Here is a 20303-nt window from a genome sequence, read left to right on the forward strand (position 1 = left end):
GTTTTTCAGGCGTTGGCGTGAGCCGGTGGATTACAGCGCGGCGATGGTCGCCTGCTGTTCCTGCAGCTTCACTTTTCCTTCTTTGCAGGCCGCCAGACGATCGCGCTCTTTGGCGACCACCGCTTCCGGCGCGCGCGCCACGAAGCCTTCGTTCGCCAGCTTGCCTTCGATCGAAGCGATTTCCGCATCCAGTTTGCCCATCTCTTTGGCCAGACGCGCGATCTCGGCGTCCTTGTCGATGAAACCGGCCATCGGGATCAGCAGCTCGGCACCGTCCACCAGCTTGGTGACGGAGACCGGGCCTTTCTCACCGGCCGGCAGCAGCGCGATAGATTCCAGGCGCGCCAGACGGGCGATAAAGCTTTGGTTCTCCTGCACGCGGCGCTGGGCGTCGGCGCTGCAGTTGCGCAGCAGCACGTCGAGCGCTTTGCTTGGCGCGATGTTCATCTCGGCGCGGATGTTGCGCACGGCGATGATGGTTTGCTTGATCCACTCCAGATCGTTCAGCGCCTGCTCGTCTTCCAGCGCGGCGTCGTAGGCCGGGAACGGCTGCAGCATGATGGTGTCTGCGGTCGTGCCGGTCAGCGGCTTCACGCGCTGCCAGATGGTTTCGGTGATGAACGGAATGATCGGGTGCGCCAGGCGCAGCAGCGCTTCCAGCACGGTGATCAGCGTGTGGCGGGTGCCGCGCTGTTCCGCTTCGCTGCCGTTGCTCACGACAGGCTTGGTCAGCTCCAGATACCAGTCGCAGAACTGGTTCCAGGTGAACTCGTACAGGATGTTGGCCGCCAGATCGAAGCGGTAGGTGTCCAGCGCTTCGCGGTAGGCTTTCACCGTGCGGTTGAATTCGGCCAGGATCCAGCGATCCGCCAGCGACAGCACTTTCTCGCCGCCGTTGAAGCCGCAGTCGTGCGCTTCGGTGTTCATCAGCACGAAGCGGCTGGCGTTCCACAGCTTGTTACAGAAGTTGCGGTAGCCTTCCAGGCGCTTCATGTCCCAGTTGATGTCGCGGCCGGTCGAGGCCAGCGCCGCCAGGGTGAAGCGCAGGGCGTCGGTGCCGTGTGGCTCGATGCCGTTCGGGAATTGCTTCTCGGTGCGCTTGCGGATTTTTTCCGCCAGCTGCGGCTGCATCATGTTGCCGGTGCGTTTTTCCAGCAGATCTTCCAGCGAGATACCGTCGACCATGTCCAGCGGATCGATCACGTTGCCTTTCGACTTGGACATCTTCTGGCCTTCGTCGTCGCGGATCAGGCCAGTCATGTAGACGGTCTTGAACGGCACCTGCGGCTTGCCGTTTTCATCCTTGATGAAGTGCATGGTCAGCATGATCATGCGCGCGATCCAGAAGAAGATGATGTCGAAGCCGCTGACCATCACGCTGGTCGGATGGAAGGTTTTCAGCGCCTCGGTCTGCTCCGGCCAGCCCAGGGTGGAGAAGGTCCACAGGCCGGACGAGAACCAGGTGTCCAGCACGTCTTCGTCCTGGGTCAGCACCACGTCGGCGCCCAGGTTGTTCTCGCTGCGCACTTCTTCTTCGCTGCGGCCCACGTAGACTTTGCCGTTCACGTCATACCAGGCCGGGATGCGGTGGCCCCACCACAGCTGACGCGAGATGCACCAGTCCTGAATGTCGCGCATCCAGCTGAAGTACATGTTTTCGTACTGCTTCGGCACGAACTGGATTTCGCCCTGTTCGACCGCTTCCACCGCCACTTTGGCCAGCGGCGCGGTGCGCACGTACCATTGGTCGGTCAGCATCGGCTCGATCACCACGCCGCCGCGATCGCCGTAAGGCACCGTCAGGTCGTGCGGTTTGATCTCGTCCAGCAGGCCCAGCTGGTCGAAGGCGGCCACTACCGCTTTACGCGCCGCGAAGCGCTCCAGGCCGCGGAACTCGGCCGGGATTTCGTTGCAGTAGTCGGTGCAGACTTCGCCCAGGGTGTTGAACACTTCCGCTTCCTGGCGGATGTCGCCGTCGAAGGTCAGAATGTTGATCATCGGCAGGCCGTGGCGTTTGCCGACTTCGTAGTCGTTGAAATCGTGCGCCGGGGTGATCTTCACGCAGCCGGTGCCTTTTTCCATATCGGCGTGTTCGTCGCCGACGATGCGGATGCGGCGGCCGACCAGCGGCAGAATGATCTCTTTGCCGATCAGATCTTTATAGCGCGGATCTTCCGGGTTGACGGCCACGCCGGTATCGCCCAGCACGGTTTCCGGACGGGTGGTGGCGACCACCAGGTAGTCTTTGCCCTCGGCGGTTTTCGCGCCGTCGGCCAGCGGGTAGCGCAGGTGCCACATGGAGCCTTTGGATTCGCGGTTTTCCACTTCCAGATCGGAGATGGCGGTGCGCAGCTTCGGATCCCAGTTCACCAGGCGCTTGCCGCGGTAGATCAGGTCTTCTTTGTGCAGACGGACAAACACTTCGCGCACCGCGTTCGACAGGCCTTCGTCCATGGTGAAGCGCTCGCGCTCCCAGTCCACGGAGTTGCCCAGACGGCGCATCTGGCGGGTGATGGTACCGCCGGACTCCGCCTTCCACTGCCAGATTTTGTCGATGAACGCGTCACGGCCGTAGTCGTGGCGGGTTTTGCCTTCTTCCGCGGCGATCTTGCGCTCCACCACCATCTGGGTAGCGATGCCGGCGTGGTCGGTGCCCGCCTGCCACAGGGTGTTTTTACCCTGCATGCGCTGATAGCGAATCATGGTGTCCATGATGGTCTGCTGGAACGCGTGGCCCATGTGCAGGCTGCCGGTGACGTTCGGCGGCGGGATCATGATGCAGAAGCTTTCCTGGCTGGTGTCGCCGTTCGGCTTGAAGTAACCCTGATTCTCCCAATGATCGTACAGCTTCTGTTCGATCTGTTTTGGGTCGTATGCGGTGTCGAGCTGACTGTTTGTCTTTTCCATTCTTTATCGTATTCAGTGAGTTGGCGGCGTAGCCGTGGTCAAATGGAAGCCGACGCTGCGATAGGCCTTGTAACGGTCGCGCGCCAACTGTTTCAGAGTGTCTTCGTAAGGAACGAAGTCTACCACTTCATGGAAAGCGGTAGCAAAATCGGCAAACTGCGGCAGCAGGGCGATCAGCAGATCGCGCGGGGCATTGCCGCGCTTGCCGGGCCAGCACAGTTCCACCGGCGCGCCGTAGTGCGGCCCTTCGCCGGCCAGGTTGTGCGGCACGAATTCATGCGGCTCGCGCTGCCACAGCGCTTCGTCCAGCCGCTGGGCCTGCTCCTGGCTCTCGCAGGCGATCAGCACCCGCTTGCCGGCGCGGAAGCCGTTGGCGGCAACGGCGCAGGCCACGGCCTCATGGGCGCTGAGCGCACCAGACGGTTCCGCGTTGTCGAGCAAATAAAACGTCGCCTGTTTCATTAAGGATCCACCGCTGCCGATAAAAAAATGTAGGGGCACAGCATGCTGTGCCCCTTGGGATTATACCTGAATTACCGCTCAGATTTAATCGTCGCCGTTCAGACCTGCACGGTTGAGCAGGAACTGCGACAGCAGCGCCACCGGGCGGCCGGTCGCGCCCTTGGCTTTACCGGAGCGCCAGGCGGTGCCGGCGATATCCAGGTGCGCCCAGGTGTACTTGCGGGTGAAGCGCGACAGGAAGCAGGCAGCGGTGATGGCGCCGCCAGGGCGGCCACCGATGTTTGCCATATCGGCGAAGTTGGAGTCCAACTGCTCGTAGTACTCGTCGGCCATCGGCAGGCGCCAGGCGCGGTCGCCGGCCTGCTCGGAAGCGCCCAGCAGATCGTGCGCCAGCGGGTTGTGGTTCGACATCAGGCCGGTGATGTGGTGGCCCAAGGCGATCACGCAGGCGCCGGTCAGGGTGGCAATGTCGATCACCAGCTCCGGCTCAAAGCGCTCGACGTAGGTCAGGGTGTCGCACAGCACCAGGCGGCCTTCGGCGTCGGTGTTGAGCACCTCGACGGTCTGGCCGGACATGGTGGTCAGCACGTCGCCCGGACGATACGCCCGGCCGCCCGGCATGTTTTCACAGCCGGCCAGCACGCCGATCACGTTCAGCGGCAGGTTCAGCTCCGCCACCACGCGCATCACGCCGTACACGGTCGCCGCGCCGCACATGTCGTATTTCATCTCGTCCATGCCGTCGGCCGGTTTGATCGAGATGCCGCCGGAGTCGAAGGTCAGCCCTTTACCTACCAGCACGATCGGCTTAGCGTCCGGATTTGGGTTGCCCTTATATTCCATCACCGACATCAATGATTCGTTCTGCGAACCGGCGCCGACCGCCAGATAGGCGTTCATGCCCAGCTCTTTCATCTGCTGTTCGCCGATGACGCGGGTGGTGATGTTGGTGCTGAAGGCGTCCGCCAACTGGCGGGCCTGCGAGGCCAGGTAGCCAGCGTTACAGATGTTCGGCGGCATGTTGCCGAGATCTTTGGCCGCCTTGATGCCGGAAGCCACCGCCAGACCGTGCTGAATCGCGCGCTCGCCGCTGGTGAGCTCACGGCGGGTCGGCACGTTGAACACCATTTTGCGCAGCGGACGGCGCGGCTCCACCTTGTTGCTTTTCAGCTGATCGAAGGTGTAGAGCGTCTCTTTGGCGGTTTCCACCGCCTGACGCACTTTCCAGTAGGTGTTGCGGCCTTTCACGTGCAGTTCGGTCAGGAAGCAGACCGCTTCCATCGAGCCGGTGTCGTTGAGGGTATTGATGGTTTTCTGGATCACCTGCTTGTATTGGCGCTCATCGAGCTCGCGCTCTTTGCCGCAACCGATCAGCAGGATGCGCTCGGAGAGAATGTTGGGCACATGGTGCAGTAGCAGCGTCTGCCCGACCTTGCCTTCCAGTTCGCCACGGCGCAGCAATGCGCTGATATAACCATCACTGATTTTGTCGAGTTGTTCTGCGATAGGGGACAGGCGGCGCGGTTCGAAAACGCCGACTACAATACAGGCACTGCGCTGTTTTTCCGGGCTACCGCTTTTTACACTGAACTCCATGCACTCTCCTGAATCTTAAAGACAAAGGCGGACGCTACGGCTAGAATAACCGACTCCGTAACGATCTCCTGCCATTTGAGTTAACGGATTATGTTAACCTGAACGGCATAAATTGCTCTGTTTTGGCGACTATAAGCAAGTTCCTATAGGACACCCAAACGGCTTGATGTTGTAATACTATTTTAGCTGTGAAGGTTGCCATATGATGAGAATAAATGGCGGATTAACGATGAAATTATCGATTTTCCTGCAAAAAGACAAGTTTTCACAGGCGTAATAAGCGTGATCATCATAAGATATCTGGTACGGGAAACGCTCAAGAGCCAAATCGCCATCCTGTTCATCCTGCTTCTGATCTTCTTTTGTCAGAATTTGGTCAGGGTGTTGGGCGACGCGGTGGACGGCAATATCCCGACAAACTTAGTACTCTCCCTGCTCGCGTTGGGCGTGCCGAAAATGGCGCAGCTCATCCTGCCTTTGAGCCTGTTTCTCGGCTTGCTGATGACGCTTGGGCGGTTGTATACCGAGAGCGAAATCACCGTTATGCACGCCTGCGGGCTGGGCAAACGCACCCTGATTATCGCCGCCATGATCCTGGCGCTGCTCACCTCTGCGGTCGCAGCGGTGAACGTGTTTTGGGCCGGCCCCTGGGCCTCGCGTTATCAGGACGTGGTGGTGAACGAAGCCAAGGCCAACCCGAGCATCGCCGGGCTGGCGGAAGGGCAGTTCAAACCCTCGCAGGACGGCAACGCGGTGCTGTTTATCGGCAACGTGAAGGGCAGCACCTTCAACGACGTGTTCCTGGCGCAGCTGCGGCCGAACGGCAACCAACGCCCGTCGGTGGTGGTGGCCGAGCACGGCAACATCGTGCAGCAGAAAGACGGCTCGCAGGTGGTGACGCTCGACAAGGGCACCCGCTTTGAAGGCACCGCGCTGCTGCGCGACTTCCGCATTACTGACTTCACCGACTACAAGGCGGTGATTGGCCACCGCACCGTGGTGGCGGACAACACCGAATCCGAACAGATGTCGATGCAGACGCTGTGGGAGTCCGACGATCCGGATGCGCGCGCCGAGCTGCACTGGCGCCTGACGCTGGTGGTGTCGGTGGCGCTGATGGCGCTGCTGGTGGTGCCGCTCAGCGTGGTGAACCCGCGCCAGGGCCGCGTGCTGAGCATGCTGCCGGCCATCCTGCTGTATCTGATCTTCTTCCTGCTGCAGACCTCGCTGCGCTCCAACGCCGGCAAGGGCAAGCTGGATCCGATGCTGTGGCTGTGGCTGGTTAACGGCGTTTACTTGGCGATCGCGCTGGCGCTGAACCTGTGGGATACCGTGCCGATGCGCAAGCTGCGCGCACGCCTGAGAGGAGCGGCCTGATGTTTGGCGTATTAGACCGGTATATCGGCAAAACGATTTTCAACACCATCATCATGACGCTGTTCATGCTGGTGTCGCTGTCCGGCATCATCAAGTTCGTCGATCAGCTGCGCAAGGTCGGCCAGGGCGAATACACCGCGCTGAGCGCCGGCATGTACACCCTGCTGAGTGTGCCGAAAGACATCGAGATCTTCTTCCCGATGGCGGCGCTGCTCGGCGCGCTGCTCGGCCTGGGCCAGCTGGCGACGCGCAGTGAACTGGTAGTGATGCAGGCTTCCGGCTTCACCCGCCTGCAGATCGCCGGCTCGGTGATGAAAACCGCCATTCCGCTGGTGCTGTTGACCATGGCGATCGGCGAATGGGTGGCGCCGCAGGGCGAGCAGATGGCGCGTAACTACCGCGCCCAGCAGATGTACGGCGGCTCGCTGCTCTCCACCAAGAGCGGGCTGTGGGCGAAGGACGGCAACGACTTCATCTATATCGAGCGCGTCTCCGGCGATAAAGAACTCTCCGGCGTGAACATCTACCACTTCAACGACCAGCGTCGCCTGGAGACGGTGCGCTATGCCGCTACCGCCAGCTTCGAGAACGGCCTGTGGCAGCTTTCGCAGGTGGACACCTCGGATCTGACCAACCCGAAACAGGTGACCGGTACCCAGACGCTGACCGGCGAATGGAAAACCAACCTGACCCCGGACAAGCTGGGCGTGGTGGCGCTGGATCCGGATTCGCTCTCCATCAGCGGGCTGCACAACTACGTGAAGTACCTGAAGCAGAGCGGCCAGGAATCCAACCGTTACCAGCTCAACATGTGGAGCAAAATCTTCTCGCCGCTGTCGGTGGCGGTGATGATGCTGATGGCGCTGTCGTTCATCTTCGGCCCGCTGCGCAGCGTGCCGATGGGTATCCGCGTGGTGACCGGCATCAGCTTCGGCTTCCTGTTCTACGTGCTGGATCAGATCTTCGGCCCGCTGAGCATGGTCTACAGCATGCCGCCGGTGCTGGGCGCGCTGCTGCCGAGCATGCTGTTCCTGCTGATCAGCGTGTATATGCTGCTCAAACGCAAGTAGCGGGGCGAGCGGTAGTGAAGAAAGGCGTGGCCGCAGGGCCGCGCCTTTTTTGTTGGGGGGATCAACCGACGCTCAGCAGCGCGATGCCGGCATCCTGATAGGCCTGCGCGTCTTCCGGCAGACGATCCAGCACCAGGGTATCGATCTGTGCAGGGGAGGCGAACTGCGCCAGCGAGGTGTTGCTCAGCTTGGAGTGATCGCACACCACGATCACCTGATTGGCATGCTCCACCATCGCGCGCTTGGTTTCGGCAAGCATGATATCGGCCACGCAGGCGCCCTGTTTCAACGACAGCGCGTTGGTGCCCATAAACGCCTTGTCGATGTTCAGCGTATCCAGCAGTGAACGGCCGTTGATGGCGACCGCGCAGTGATAACCCTTTTTGACGATGCCGCCCAGCAGGATGATCTGGATCGATTCGACGTCTTCCAGACTCTTGGCGATCATGAAATCGTTGGTGACCACGGTCAGGTTGCGGCGCTGGCGCAGATGGCGGGCGATCTGCAGGGTGGTGGTGCCGGTATCCAATACGATGATGTCGCCGTCTTCCACCAGGCCGGCGGCCAATTGACCGATTTGCTCCTTGGCGCTGAGGTTCACCTCTTCACGCTGATCGGAGCCGACCTCGAAGCTGGCACGGGTGCGCAGAATGGCGCCGCCGTGGGTGCGTGTCAGCATACCGGCGTCTTCAAGAATGCGCAGATCGGTGCGGATGGTGGCGCCGGAGACGTTAAAGCGCGAGCTCATTTCCCCCACGGAGAGCTTGCGCTTCTCCTTGAGAATGGCGAGGAGTTTTTCCTGGCGCTCTTCTGCGAACATGCTCACTCATTCACTCCTGACAGGCACAATGGACGTGCGGCTAATATACCCCGCGTATCGGCGGCAGGCAAAGCGCTTGCCGGCCGCCGCTGGCAATATTCCACCGGGCATTATCCGTGCGAGATGTGAAGGTTACGGCGCGTCGATCCTTTTTGGTATAGTCTACCCAGCAGCGTATTGGGTAGCGGGGCAGGCAGTTAATGGAATATGAAGAGAATATCAGTCACATTATCAGCAAGCATCTGGAAGCGGCATTAGGCGATTTCGGCGAGCTTATCTGGGCCTACGTGGTGTTATCCAAGAAAGATATGTCATGTATCTTTGGCGTCACCAATTATCCCGGTGAATGGGTAAAGCAATATAAAGAGCAAGGGCTACAATATACCGATCCGGTAGTCATTACGGCGCTCAATCGCCTGACGCCTTTTGCCTGGGATGAGAATCTGATGGCCGGTGCCGGCTTCCGCTTTTCTGAGTTGTTCGAGCAAGCACGCGAATTCGGCGTAGCCGACGGCTATACCTTCGTGTTGCATGATTTTAATAATAATCTGGTGACCCTTTCCTTTACCCTGGCTGCCGAGCGCAAGGCGGAAACCATGCAGATGCTGAATCAGCATAAAGGCGATATTTCGTTGCTACTGGCATCGACCCATGAGATGTATTTGACGCTGACTTCACTGTCCGAAAAAAACACCGCGCGCCAGGAAAAAAACGCCCGTTTTACCGAGAGAGAAAACGAGATCCTCTATTGGGCCAGCGTAGGGAAAACCTACCAGGAAATGGGTATGATCCTGGGGATCAAAACCTGCACCATCAAGTTTCATATGGGAAATATTGTCAAAAAGCTGGGGGTGGCGAATGCCCGGCATGCTATCCGTTTAGGGATGGAACTTCAGCTGATTAAACCGGTGGGGTGATTAGAACGCAGGTTCGTCGCTCAACGGCCAGGCGTTTAGCATGTGCTCGTCTTGCGTATTCAACTTTTTGAATATTTTGTTTTTTAATGCCTCCTGGCTCTGACGATCAACGTGGCCCAACAGCAAATGAACGGGCTCGTTCTTTTCCGATATGCCTGTCTTCAGCAGCGTGACGTTCCAGCCGGAGCTTTTGATGATATGCAACATCGGATGGCTGGAGACGGCCAGTATACCGTCATAGCCGTGTTGCCGCGCATAGTTGATCAGCGACAAGAACAGCGCCAGAGTCACAGGGAACCGGCGACCCAGCAGTGACTGGGTTCTTTCTTTATCGACGAAAAAGCGTGTGGATTCGATGAAATTCCCTTCTGGAATGACGATGTCATGAAAGAAAGAGGAAAATGCGCTGTTCAGCATATTCTTGTGTTTCATATCAATCATCCTGGTACCACAAACTATCATGTTGTCCTTTACGCCAAATATATAGTTTGTCTTATCATTATCAAACTCATCCAGCTCCTTGCCGTCTGAACAGTTCACGGCCCATTGCAGTCTATCTTTAAAGACGTTTTTCCTTAAAACATAAAGATCTGCTGATTTTTCGGTGCTCATTGATGCGTAGTTGGTGCTGTAAATATTAAACATAATGTTACCTTTGAATAAATTAAGAGAAATAACTTTATCCAGTAACATCAGAGAAGTTTCACTACGAGCATGCCGGTGCGTAAGAATGATAAGGCTTTTTAAGCGATCGGCGCTAACCTTATTATGCCGTGTGGCAAGGCAGTTTCAGGGCAATTGAACGGTGAACACAGCAAGTCGGCGAGATTGAACGCCCTGGCCGATAAGGCAGGAGTTGATTTCAATTTGCTATCATTGGCTGACAGACGTTTCCTGCCATGGCGAAATATTAACCAGTAATTTTATAATGAATGGCGTTATCATTATTTTAATATTGAATTGGTGATATTTTCTTACTGGAGATATGCCGATAAGGCATGACTTTTTCGGCCGACAGAGTAATAAGCGTGTAAAGGGCGGCTGGTGATGTCCCAGGACCTGAACTCCTGCAGCGGTTAAATTCTATCTTAAAAAATATCTGATAGAGATCACATTATTGTAATGACAGGAACGGTGCTATTTCGTGATGGTTCTGCGGGTATGTTGGGCTGCTGGGTGAAATGAGCTATGTGTGGTGGTCTTGATAGAACACCGTGGCGGCTGAGATACAGAGCGAAAAATAGTGCTGGCAGCCGATTTCCGCTATGTGAAATAATAACCCAACTGAACTGATGAAGGTCTAGTGGGGTACTATACTTTAGTCTAACTAGCTTCTAACTCCCTAAGGCGATACACTTTTCTAGTCAATTTTTGATGAAAAAAACATAAAAAAAACCTGACCTCGTAGGGTCAGGCTGCCAAGATCGGCCAACACCAGGGAAAATTTTCTTACACCATCTTAAAGCTATCAACTCAGCAGAGGCAAGTGTTCTCTGCTGGTTTTTAGCTTTGGGTTGCTGTTTTGTTACGTATGCACGCTATTTTCTGTTGGTTCCAGATAAAATCCCCTCTCAACAAATAACATCCCTCCCCTGACAACCCCGTTCCCATTGGCTTATTCCAGCCATGACTGCCATAAATGAAAAAATATTGTTCCTGCAATGTTACGTAAACTCATTTTTATTGGCTGACACATTGTTATGCAATTATTTTCAGCGTTGTCATTGCGGCTGGGGATTATTTGGCGCTGCCCGTTAGGGCGATTGAGGAAATGTAGGCGATGGCCGATAAGGTGCATGGCTATGGCGGTAAAGGCTCGTGAGCTGACAAAAAAGCGAATGAGGCCGATGGCTTATAACCGCCATCGGGCCTTGTGCTACGTGGGAAGAAACATTACAGCGGTTGGCTGAACTCCACCCGCTCACCGTCCGGCCCGGCGATCATCAGATAACGCACGCCGTTGGCACCGCTGGGCTGCAGCTTCGGCCCTTCAATCACCGGATACCCCAGCTCCGCCAGCCAGCGTTGCGTGGCCGCCAGATCGGTGACCCGCAAAGCGATATGGTCGATACCATAGGCGCTGGCGGGGCGAGTCAGCCCTTCGTCTGTTAACTGGTATAACTCAAGCGTTAGCTCACCCAACTGCAAAAACTGTACGGCGACGGGGCCGCCGAGCGCCAGCGTTTGTCGGGGTTCGAAACCGAGTGAACGATAGAAGCCGGCGGCTCGTTCGATATCGGCGCAGCGCAGACCGACGTGCATCAACCCGTTAATCTGGTGTGCCATATCAAATCCCCTTGCGCGCGCAGTAGAAGCCATAGAAGGCGACGTAGGCGAAGCAGACCAGCGGTACTGCGAAGGCGATCTGCATATCGCCGCCGTTGAGATCGGAGATGATGCCCATGATTAACGGCACCACCGCACCGCCGATGATCGACATCACTACGATCGAACCGGCCACCTGAGTTTCTTCGCCCAGCCCTTTGATCGTCAGGCCAAAGTTGGTTGGCCAGCACAGCGCCATGCAGAAGTTGACGCCCATGATCGCCACCACCGCCAGCAGGCTTTGGATGTTGACGGCCAGCAGCAATAGCAGCACGCATACCGAACAGAACACGCCGAGCAACCGCGCCGGGCTGAACTTTTTCATCAGCGCGGTGGTGACCACCTTGCCGGCCGAGTAACAGACCAGCGTGGCCAGCAGCCAGTAGGTGGCCGAATGCTCGGTTGCCCCCTGTTCAATCATTTGCACAAAACGAATGGTGAAACTCCACAGCCCTACCTGCGCGCCGACATACAGGAACTGCGACAGCACCCCCAATCGGAAGCGCGGCAGTGCCAGCAGGATCTTCAGCGATTGCATCAGCGGCTTGCCCGCTCCCTGGTGCGAGCGTTGGGTTTTGCAGGCGGGGAATTTCACCGCCACGAAGATCAGTGCCAACACGATTAGCACGCTGCCGATGATCAGATAAGGTGTGACCACCTGCGACACCATCTGGGTGCGTGCCGCTTCGGCCGCCGCCGGTGGCATCTGCAGCAATTCGGCGTGGCTGGGATCGTTTTTGCCGAACACCAGCTGCTGGCCGATCAATACGCCAAAAATGATCCCCAGCGAGTTGAAGATCTGCGAGAAGTTGATGCGCTGGGTGGAGGTTTCCAGCGGCCCCAGCAGGCTGGAGTAAGTATTGGCTGAGGTTTCCAGGAACGACAGCCCGGTGGCGATCACCCCCAGGCAGGCCAGGAAGGCACCGTAGGTCATGATCTGCGCTGCCGGGATAAACAGGAAGCAGCCGAGCGCGTACAGGCACAGGCCGATTACGATCGCCACCTTGTACGAGTAGCGTTTGATCACCGCTGCGGCGGGCAGCGCCATCACGAAGTAGCCGAGGAAGAAGATCGACTGCACCAGTGCGGTTTGGGTATCCGACAGATCGAACCCCTTTTTGAACTGGGCGATCAGAATATCGTTCAGGTTGCCGGCCATGCCCCATAGGGCGAACAGGCAGCAGACCAGCATCAGCTGCAGCCAGGGCGTGACGGGCAGATAGGCGCTGCGGTCGATACTTTCGGCCGCGGCGTGCTGCGCGATGTCGCCCTTGTTAATCAGAGAGTCGCTCATTGCGGTGTTCCTTCATCCGGAGAAAAAGAGAACGAGCTAATAACGTCAAGCTGTTCGTAGAGGGGCTGCGCCTGGCGGTAGAGCTGTTCGAACAGCTCGAAGCAGCGCAGGTAGTGTTCGTGCTGGCGCGGATCGGGAGTAAATTCGCGCTCGATGCTGACGGTGCGGCTCACCCCCTGGGCAAAACTGCTGAACAGCCCGACGCCGACCCCGGCGACGATCGCGCAGCCGGTGGTGCCGTTCTCCTGATTGCGCGTCTGCAGCAGCGGCAGGTTATAGACCGAGGCTTTGATCTGCAGCCACAGCGGGCTGCGTGCGCCGCCGCCGGAGGCGATCATTGCCTCCGGCTCCTGTGCGTGGCGCCTGAGTTGCTGGAGATTACGCAGGGAGGCCAGCGCTACGCCTTCCAGCACCGCGCGGTAGAGATGCGGCTGCCTATGCTTGCGCTGCAGGCCGAAGAACTGCGCGCGCGAGTTGGTGTGTTCCGCCAGCCGCTCGCCGGTCAGGTAGGGCAGGAACAGCAGCCCCTCGGCACCCGGCGGCACCTCGGCCGCCATATCGAGCATCTGCTGATGGCTGAGTTGGCCGGCGCTCAGCGCCGAACGCGCCCAGCGCATGGCGTCGCCACCGGCATCGAGCAGGGTAAAACCGCCCCAGGCCGAGTTGGCCAGGTGCAGGTTGTTGACGCTGGCAGAGAGCAGCGGGTGTTCCGAGACCACGGTGAGCAGCGTGGAGGTGCCGGTGCTGTCGGAGGCGATGCCGGCCTGATAGACGCCGGAACCGAGCAGGGTAGCGGCCATATCCGCCGTGCCTGCTACCACCGGTACGCCCGGCGGCAGACCGGTCACGCGTGCCGCTGCGGGCGTAATGTGGCCAATCACCTCGCTGGAAAGATGGATGGCGGGCAGCTGATCGGCGCGCAGCCCGAACTGCCGCAGCGCCTCTGGCGACCACTGCAGCGTGGCGCTGTCCATCAGGTAATAGCAGGAGGCTTCGCTGTAATCGGTGGCGCGTACGCCGCAGAGCCGGAAATTGACGTAATCCTTCGGCATCAACACCGTAGCGATGCGCTCCCACTGCGATGGGTGATGCTCGCGCAGCCAGGCCAGCTTGAACGCCGGCCAGGCGGCGGTAGGGGGATTGTTCAACAGTTCAAGCCAGGGCTGCGGCGGCTGTTGGTGGCTAAAGCGCGCCACCTGCGGCTGCGCGCGTTTGTCGTTCCACAGCATGGCGCGATCGACGACCAGCTCGCCGTCGGCATCGAGCAAGACCGTGCCGTGCATTTGCCCGCAGGCGCCGACGGCGGCGATACGCGGCCAGTATTCGGCGTAGCGCGCGTACAGCTCCTGCGTACACTGGCAGACACTCTGCCACCACAGTGAAGGCGGTTGTTCCGACCAACCGGCCTGCGGCATGATCTGCTCGTACTCGCGCTGCGCGAAGCCAAGGATTTCCCCGGTGTTGGTGACCAGCCCGGCGCGAGTGCTGCCGGTGCCAATATCAAGGGTAAGAAGTAAATCTTTCATTGTTATCACTCCCGTGGCGGATGGCGCGGGCCACCCGCAGAAGCGTGCGCTGGGATCGCGCAGGATTTAGTTATCGTTCAGTTCCGGGAACAGGCCTGGATCCTGTTCGAGCTGCTCCAGCACGCGCTGGGTGGCCGCCGCGCTCATGCCAAAGCGGCGTACGCCCAGCCGATACAACGCGCGCACCGTGTCCAGATCGCGAATGCCACCGGCCCCTTTGATCGGGATGCGGCCACGCAACTGATCGGCGATGATCGCCACTTTCTCTACCGTGGCGCCGGTCGGTGCCCAGCCGGTGGAGGTTTTCACCCAGGCCATGCCGACCTCGACGGCGATATCGCACACCTGACGGATCTGCTGCTCGTTCAGATAGTGCGTCTCCAGAATGACTTTGGCCGGTACCGGCGCGGCGGCCTCGACTACCCGGTGCAGATCTTCGCGCACATAGTCGTAATCCCCCGACAGCACCTTGCCGATGTTCACCACCATATCGACTTCGCGCGCGCCCTCGGCGATCAGCTGGCGCACCTCCTGCACCTTGAGATCGGTGGTCTGCCCACCGCCGGGAAAGCCGACCGGCCCGCCAATCATCACGTCCGCTTGGCCGCGCTCCGGCAGCAGGGTGCTGAGGAAACGCGTCCAGCACGGCAGCACGTGTACCGAGATGATGCGATAGCGGCTGGCCAGCGCGGCGCAGTGGCGCACGTCTTCCTCGGTATTGGTGGCCTGCACCGCGCTCAGATCGATCAACCTGGCCATGCGTTTGGTTGTTTCATTCATTACGTTTATCCTTCTTTTATTTTCATTTGATTTTATTTGTTCACCTTATTCTCTTTCATATGGCTTTAAAATCAGCATTTGGTGAAATTGTGATCGGATCTGCGGTTTTGCTGTGAGGGGCGTGAAAGTGCGGGAGAAAGATGCGGTAAACGCCGCAATAAGAGGGTAAACGGGGATTGTGACGCTTTTTTCAACATTTAACTCATTGAATGCCTGATAACTCTTGCGCACCGATCGCGGGAAGGTATAATGCACCCGTTTTCCGCATACTACTTCAGTGCCGAAGTGGCGAAATCGGTAGACGCAGTTGATTCAAAATCAACCGTAGAGATACGTGCCGGTTCGAGTCCGGCCTTCGGCACCATTAAGTACCGCGCGAACAAGAAGCCACCGAGAGGTGGTTTTTTTGTGCCTGGGATCCAGTATCGGCAAGGCTTTCCTCGCTTTTTCACTCAACCTAAGTCAACCCTGACTCAATCTGCATCAACTTACTGATGTGGGTACATCTGCGGGTATATCCCAGTTCGATAATGTTTGTACCCACACAGAATCCTTGAAAGGATACTCATCATGGCTCTGAGTGATGTGAAGGTTCGTTCGGCTAAGCCTGAAGCTAAAGCCTATAAACTTACTGACGGTGAAGGCATGGTGCTGCTGGTTCACCCTAACGGCTCCAAATACTGGTGGCGACGTTACCGCTTTGGGGGCAAAGAGAAGATGCTGGTGCTGGGGAAATACCCGGAAGTGTCGTTGGCTGATGCCCGGGCACGCCGGGATGAAGCCCGTAAGCTGTTAGCTAATGGCGTCGATCTCAGTGAGAACAAGAAAGCCGTAAAGGTAGAGCAGGAGCAAGAGGCGATAACGTTTGAAGTGGTTGCCAGAGACTAGACTGGCACGCCAGCAATCAGAAGCGGTCTGCATCGCACAGTACCCGTGTTTTGAAAAGCCTTGAAGATAATCTCTTTGCTGTTATCGGTAAGCGGAACATTGCGGAGCTAAAGACTCGTGATCTTCTTGTACCCATCAAAGCGGTGGAATCATCTGGACGCCTTGAAGTTGCCGCCCGTTTACAGCAGCGTACTACCGCAATTATGCGCTTTGCCGTTCATAGCGGCTTAATCGATTACAACCCCGCTCAAGAGATTGCCGGTGCGTTGCTACGGCGAAAAGACAGCATCGTGCTGCATTAGAACTTAGCAGCATTCCCGAATTACTTCATCGTATCGATCACTATTCTGGAAGAACGTTAACACGATTGGCTATCGAACTGAAGTTGTTGGTTTTAATCCGATCAAGCGAGCTGCGTTTTGCCCGCTGGTCAGAAGTGGATTTTGAAACTGCCATGTGGACGATTCCAGGTGAGCGTGAACCGTTGGAAAGTGTTAAGTATTCTCAGCGTGGTTCAAAGATGCGGACTCCTCATCTTGTTCCTTTGTCGCGACAAGCTCTCGCTATCTTGGAAAAGATCAAAAGCATGAATGGGAACCGAGTGCTGATTTTCGTGGGTGATCATGATCCGCGTAAACCTATGAGTGAGAACACGGTGAACAAGGCTTTGCGAGTGATGGACTATGACACGAAAACGGAAGTCTGTGAGCATGGTTTCAGGACGATGGCGTGTAGTTCTTTGATTGAATCTGAATTGTGGTCGAGGGATGCGGTGGAAAGGCAGATGAGCCATCAAGAGCATAGCTCAGTTCGGGCAGCCTACATCCATAAGGCGGAGCATCTGGGAGAGCGTAGGTTGATGTTGCAGTGGTGGGCGGATTATCTGGATGCTAATCGGGAGAAAGGGGTTAGTCAGTTTGATTTTGGAAAAATAAAAGCATGAATTAACAGTTGTTTAACGCCAACTCAAATTAAAGATATTAAATAGTAATGCCGGGAATACATGACGTGTTCCCGGCGCGAGTTATGCTTGAATATTTTCATTATTCAAAATAATTGCACTTTGCCGTATTTTTTAATTATTATTGTATGCCGCATTTGGTTTTTATAATTTTATTTTCCGCTTAGGCTCTAGAATATCCGTTGGGCTGAGAATATTGAGTAATAGTTCAAGTTTATGTAGAAGCTCATCAAAGGTAATTATTTCAACGTTTGTATGAGCACACCTGAATGTTTCGAATGAGCGTAGTATTTTTGTCTCAATAGGAAGTGTACCAGCAATGATGACACAACGGGTATTGTCAGGTCTTGTATTTGAAAGCTCACCATTTTCACGATGAATGCTCCAAGCAGATTGAAGTGAGTGGCGTTGGTATAATATTTGGCTTACAGCACCACTTAACTCTGAATCAGGAGCATGAACACCACCACCACTGCGATACTCTCTCTTTTGAATCAGCGGGGTATCTGGTTTTTTGATCTCGATGATAGCCAATGCCTGTCCCATACCACGAAACAGGTAGTCGCCTATTTGTGCACCTTTTCCTGTAATTCCACTTGGCTGTGCGTGAAATTGGCTGCAAACAAGGTGTACTGGTCCGCAAAACAACATGGTCAAAATAAATATATTTTGATCAAAAAATTTCTGCCAAGCGTTCTCTGAAAGATTTTTACTGAGCATTTCACGATACTTATCAATCATTTGTTCTAGTGATACTCGTTCAATCTCAGCATGCAACTCCATTAATTCACGGGGTTGCTCAGCAGCCAGTATCGGTAATTTATCGTGAACTTGCACAATCACCTGTTGTCGAGCAGCATAAATATGCTTCGCACGTGAGAGGTACAAACGAACGCCTAGTAATAAAGGCGCTAGACTAGACGCAAGATTGTAGTCATTTATCACCCATGTAAGGGGCGTTGATTGTTTGAACACCCCGTATGCTTGCCCGGCAATCAGCGAACGCTCAATATCGGCAGCTCTAGCTTGTGGTAGACCAATGCGGGTACAAATAGAGTGCAAATCTAAAGGTATATCAAGGAAACCTTTTGAGGCAGCATCACATAAAGCGGCACTTACCTCGCAATGAGGCACAAGTGCATCAAAGGCATTAAGCATCTCATTTTTCATCAATATCATTCACTATTTCAAGGAAACCTTTGATACGTTGCCCCTTATGAGTTGCATCCTCACGAGGTGGATGCCCTCCTTTTAACACTGCACGAGACAGTAACTGATTCTGAGCAAGGCAAGACGTCTCTGGAATCATAATACAGTCAGGACATGCCCCCCCCGTGCTATCACATAGTCGTCCAGAATTGCAACGATGTGTCGAGTTCTCAAGCAATCGTGCAAGAAATCTGTTATTTTCATTACGCCACAAAGAGGATAAATTACCAAGATCCATAGTGGTACCGTTTCGATATACCACGAATGCAAAATCTAGCGGGAATATATACTCCCCCATAGACCCTAAATCCAAGCCAGATAACTCTGCTACGTTTTTCATGAGTGTATGCGCGTAGGTATGTAGAAGTGTATAAATATAGCGATAAGTTGATGCTTCATCTTCTTTTAAGAGAGAAAAATAACGACCAAAAGGCTGCGTTACCTCTAGAATCTTCCCGCCTAATTTAATGGAATTACTTTCATCCCATTCAGGAAGATCTAACACATCGATAGACTGGAGCCACTTATAAACAACTACTGGATCAAGACGAACGTACAATGCTTCATTTGCTTGTGTCACAACATAAATGGGTCGCTTACCATTACGTAATGGTTCGAATAATTTCAAACGTACGGGCATATCTTGATTATGCCTGTTGAGAATGGGAGTTGCCGAAACACGGGTGTAACCATGCGTAAATCGGCACAGATCGAACTCCCGAATTAATCCCATATCAGCGATTCCGAGTTTACTCATTAGACGCTTAGTCTCAGATTCCTGTATAGCCTTAATTTTTACATTTTTTGGCGCAAGATCTTTGTCCAAATGGTTAAAACGTACAAACTTCGCTCGCCCAGCATCGCCGGGGGCAGAAAGTTTGCCTCGATTCAAAGCTTCATGTTCAACCGCAAGGATAAAAGGGTCAAAACGACTGGTATATTCACTACGTTGTCTAAGTCGCTCTTTTACAGCCGATGGAAGATCGGCATTTGGCCGCAGAAGCGGAGGTGTGCTTGTAGTCCATCTAGTAATCAGTTTATTAATTTCATCATCTGCAATCTTTAAAATAGTGGGATTATCTTTTTCTAGCTCTCTTATTTTCATCCAATTTTCATACGATATCCATTCACTATTTTCACCAGCAGCTAATAGAGTCGATTTCATTTCTTCAGTCGAAAGTTTCCTCCCCCCAAATCGGAACTGTGTACAGATAAAGGTAGCAAGTTCAGTCTCGTGTTGTGGTTCTAACATTGTGATTAGATGATGTTCAGACTCAGGAAACAGTACGAATTGTTCTGATTGTGCGTAATACGCTGACGATGCACGATACGAAATTGGCTCCATACGGCGTCTGGCAACAGGTATACCAGGTTGATTCCTGAAGATCCCTGTTGTGAAACGGTCATTTTGTCGCCATGAACTGCTTCCTTTATGCCCACATTTTGGGTTAGCACAATAAAAATGCCACTGGCCGATACGTGGTGAATCTGTGTTGAGTTTGAAATCTTGCCCACCACATACTTTACACTCTTCACCATATAGCCTTATGGCATTATTACGTTCATCCCACTCCCATCTGCCAGGAGTCACAGGCATCCACTCACCGGACCAATGCACGAATATAACGTCGACTTGTCGCCATTCGCATCCACCTTTAGCCTCAGCAGCTGTACAACGAGCCTTGTGCAGCTCCCCCATACTCCCCGCTAACTGGTGAACTGATTCAAAATTCCTGAAAAGCCTGCATTTGTTACAAACAAAAGTCAGCGGTGCTGGAGAATACCCCATTCTTAGGGGACTTAAAAATGACAGGCTATCCCCCCCTAGTGGAACTACGACACTCCCTTTGAGAAGAGACTCATCCAAGCAAAGACGAGGATCGATTTCACGCTCTCCAGTTCCAATCTCATATGCACGAGCGAACCAACTCTGCCAAATCTCCTGCAATCTCAGAACAATTTGTGACTTCGTTTCCGGTTGGATAGGCGCGTCATCTTCCGTTGCGGATAAATCTGGAATGGAAATACATGCTCCTAATCCGCCTTCAAAAGTAAAGAATGCTCCAGGAGCATAGGCTGACCCCAATTGTCCTCTTGAACGTGCCATTGTGGGAGCGTGTAGTGTTTTGCTTTCATCATCATTCGCTAGCATCCCCCTATGTTTTGACATA

General features: G+C 55.1%; 14 protein-coding genes, 1 tRNA gene and 1 pseudogene. 5 read left to right on the forward strand and 11 right to left on the reverse strand.

Translation table 11 applies throughout. From position 1 onward, the window contains the following. Positions 1-30: 30 nt before the first annotated feature. From FUU19_RS02265 to pepA, 3 genes are all read right to left on the reverse strand, one after another. Entirely contained in the window at positions 31-2907 is a 2877-nt protein-coding gene (locus FUU19_RS02265) for a valine--tRNA ligase (protein WP_063918055.1), read from the reverse strand. A gap of 12 nt (positions 2908-2919) precedes the next feature. Beyond that, complete coding sequence (locus tag FUU19_RS02270; RefSeq protein ID WP_004933353.1) at positions 2920-3369, reverse strand: DNA polymerase III subunit chi; 450 nt, start codon at positions 3367-3369, stop codon at positions 2920-2922. A gap of 84 nt (positions 3370-3453) precedes the next feature. Then, the gene (gene pepA / locus FUU19_RS02275; protein WP_230491080.1) at positions 3454-4965 is read right to left on the reverse strand and encodes a leucyl aminopeptidase; all 1512 of its coding nucleotides are present in this window, start codon (positions 4963-4965) and stop codon (positions 3454-3456) included. Between the two features lie 282 nt (positions 4966-5247). Between pepA and lptF the strand changes: the two genes are divergently transcribed. Both lptF and lptG read left to right on the forward strand, forming a co-directional pair. Beyond that, positions 5248-6342 (forward strand): LPS export ABC transporter permease LptF, encoded by a 1095-nt coding sequence (lptF, locus tag FUU19_RS02280; protein ID WP_141971221.1) that lies wholly within the window; start codon positions 5248-5250, stop codon positions 6340-6342. Beyond that, a complete protein-coding gene (gene lptG / locus FUU19_RS02285; protein ID WP_019453290.1) occupies positions 6342-7412 on the forward strand; it encodes an LPS export ABC transporter permease LptG in 1071 nt (356 codons plus the stop codon). Before lptF ends, lptG begins: the two co-directional genes overlap by 1 nt. A 61-nt stretch (positions 7413-7473) precedes the next feature. Here the strand turns inward: lptG and FUU19_RS02290 are convergent, their stop codons facing one another. Next, positions 7474-8232, reverse strand: a complete 759-nt coding sequence (locus FUU19_RS02290) for a DeoR/GlpR family DNA-binding transcription regulator (RefSeq protein ID WP_049271167.1) — start codon at positions 8230-8232, stop codon at positions 7474-7476. 200 nt (positions 8233-8432) lie between these two features. Between FUU19_RS02290 and FUU19_RS02295 the strand changes: the two genes are divergently transcribed. Beyond that, positions 8433-9149 carry a helix-turn-helix transcriptional regulator gene (locus FUU19_RS02295; protein WP_033636878.1) on the forward strand — a complete coding sequence of 239 codons (717 nt, stop codon included), beginning with the start codon at positions 8433-8435 and terminating at the stop codon, positions 9147-9149. Here FUU19_RS02295 and FUU19_RS02300 read toward each other — a convergent pair whose 3' ends face one another. The 5 genes from FUU19_RS02300 to deoC form a co-directional block, all read right to left on the reverse strand. Continuing rightward, positions 9150-9842 (reverse strand): acyl-homoserine-lactone synthase, encoded by a 693-nt coding sequence (locus FUU19_RS02300; protein WP_080287126.1) that lies wholly within the window; start codon positions 9840-9842, stop codon positions 9150-9152. A 1200-nt stretch (positions 9843-11042) separates the two neighbouring features. Beyond that, positions 11043-11435 carry a VOC family protein gene (locus FUU19_RS02305; RefSeq protein WP_230491081.1) on the reverse strand — a complete coding sequence of 131 codons (393 nt, stop codon included), beginning with the start codon at positions 11433-11435 and terminating at the stop codon, positions 11043-11045. Between the two features lies 1 nt (position 11436). Beyond that, positions 11437-12768 carry an L-fucose:H+ symporter permease gene (gene fucP / locus FUU19_RS02310; RefSeq protein WP_230491082.1) on the reverse strand — a complete coding sequence of 444 codons (1332 nt, stop codon included), beginning with the start codon at positions 12766-12768 and terminating at the stop codon, positions 11437-11439. Beyond that, positions 12765-14294 carry a xylulokinase gene (locus FUU19_RS02315; protein ID WP_230491083.1) on the reverse strand — a complete coding sequence of 510 codons (1530 nt, stop codon included), beginning with the start codon at positions 14292-14294 and terminating at the stop codon, positions 12765-12767. The genes fucP and FUU19_RS02315 overlap by 4 nt, the downstream gene beginning before the upstream one ends. Positions 14295-14360: 66 nt before the next feature. Then, the gene (gene deoC / locus FUU19_RS02320; protein WP_255703031.1) at positions 14361-15074 is read right to left on the reverse strand and encodes a deoxyribose-phosphate aldolase; all 714 of its coding nucleotides are present in this window, start codon (positions 15072-15074) and stop codon (positions 14361-14363) included. 279 nt (positions 15075-15353) lie between these two features. Between deoC and FUU19_RS02325 the strand changes: the two genes are divergently transcribed. Continuing rightward, positions 15354-15438, forward strand: a tRNA-Leu gene (locus tag FUU19_RS02325). Positions 15439-15644: 206 nt separating this feature from the next. Next, positions 15645-16905: pseudogene (locus FUU19_RS02330) on the forward strand (tyrosine-type recombinase/integrase). Positions 16906-17067: 162 nt separating this feature from the next. Here the strand turns inward: FUU19_RS02330 and FUU19_RS02335 are convergent. Together FUU19_RS02335 and FUU19_RS02340 are read right to left on the reverse strand one after the other, a co-directional pair. After that, positions 17068-18093: a Shedu immune nuclease family protein gene (locus tag FUU19_RS02335; protein WP_230491084.1), complete on the reverse strand. Its 1026-nt coding sequence runs from the start codon at positions 18091-18093 to the stop codon at positions 17068-17070. Continuing rightward, positions 18083-20302 (reverse strand): hypothetical protein, encoded by a 2220-nt coding sequence (locus FUU19_RS02340; RefSeq protein WP_087763045.1) that lies wholly within the window; start codon positions 20300-20302, stop codon positions 18083-18085. Before FUU19_RS02340 ends, FUU19_RS02335 begins: the two co-directional genes overlap by 11 nt. Position 20303: the final 1 nt, after the last annotated feature.

It is taken from the genome of Serratia montpellierensis, from assembly GCF_020858655.1.
Classification (GTDB): domain Bacteria; phylum Pseudomonadota; class Gammaproteobacteria; order Enterobacterales; family Enterobacteriaceae; genus Serratia; species Serratia montpellierensis.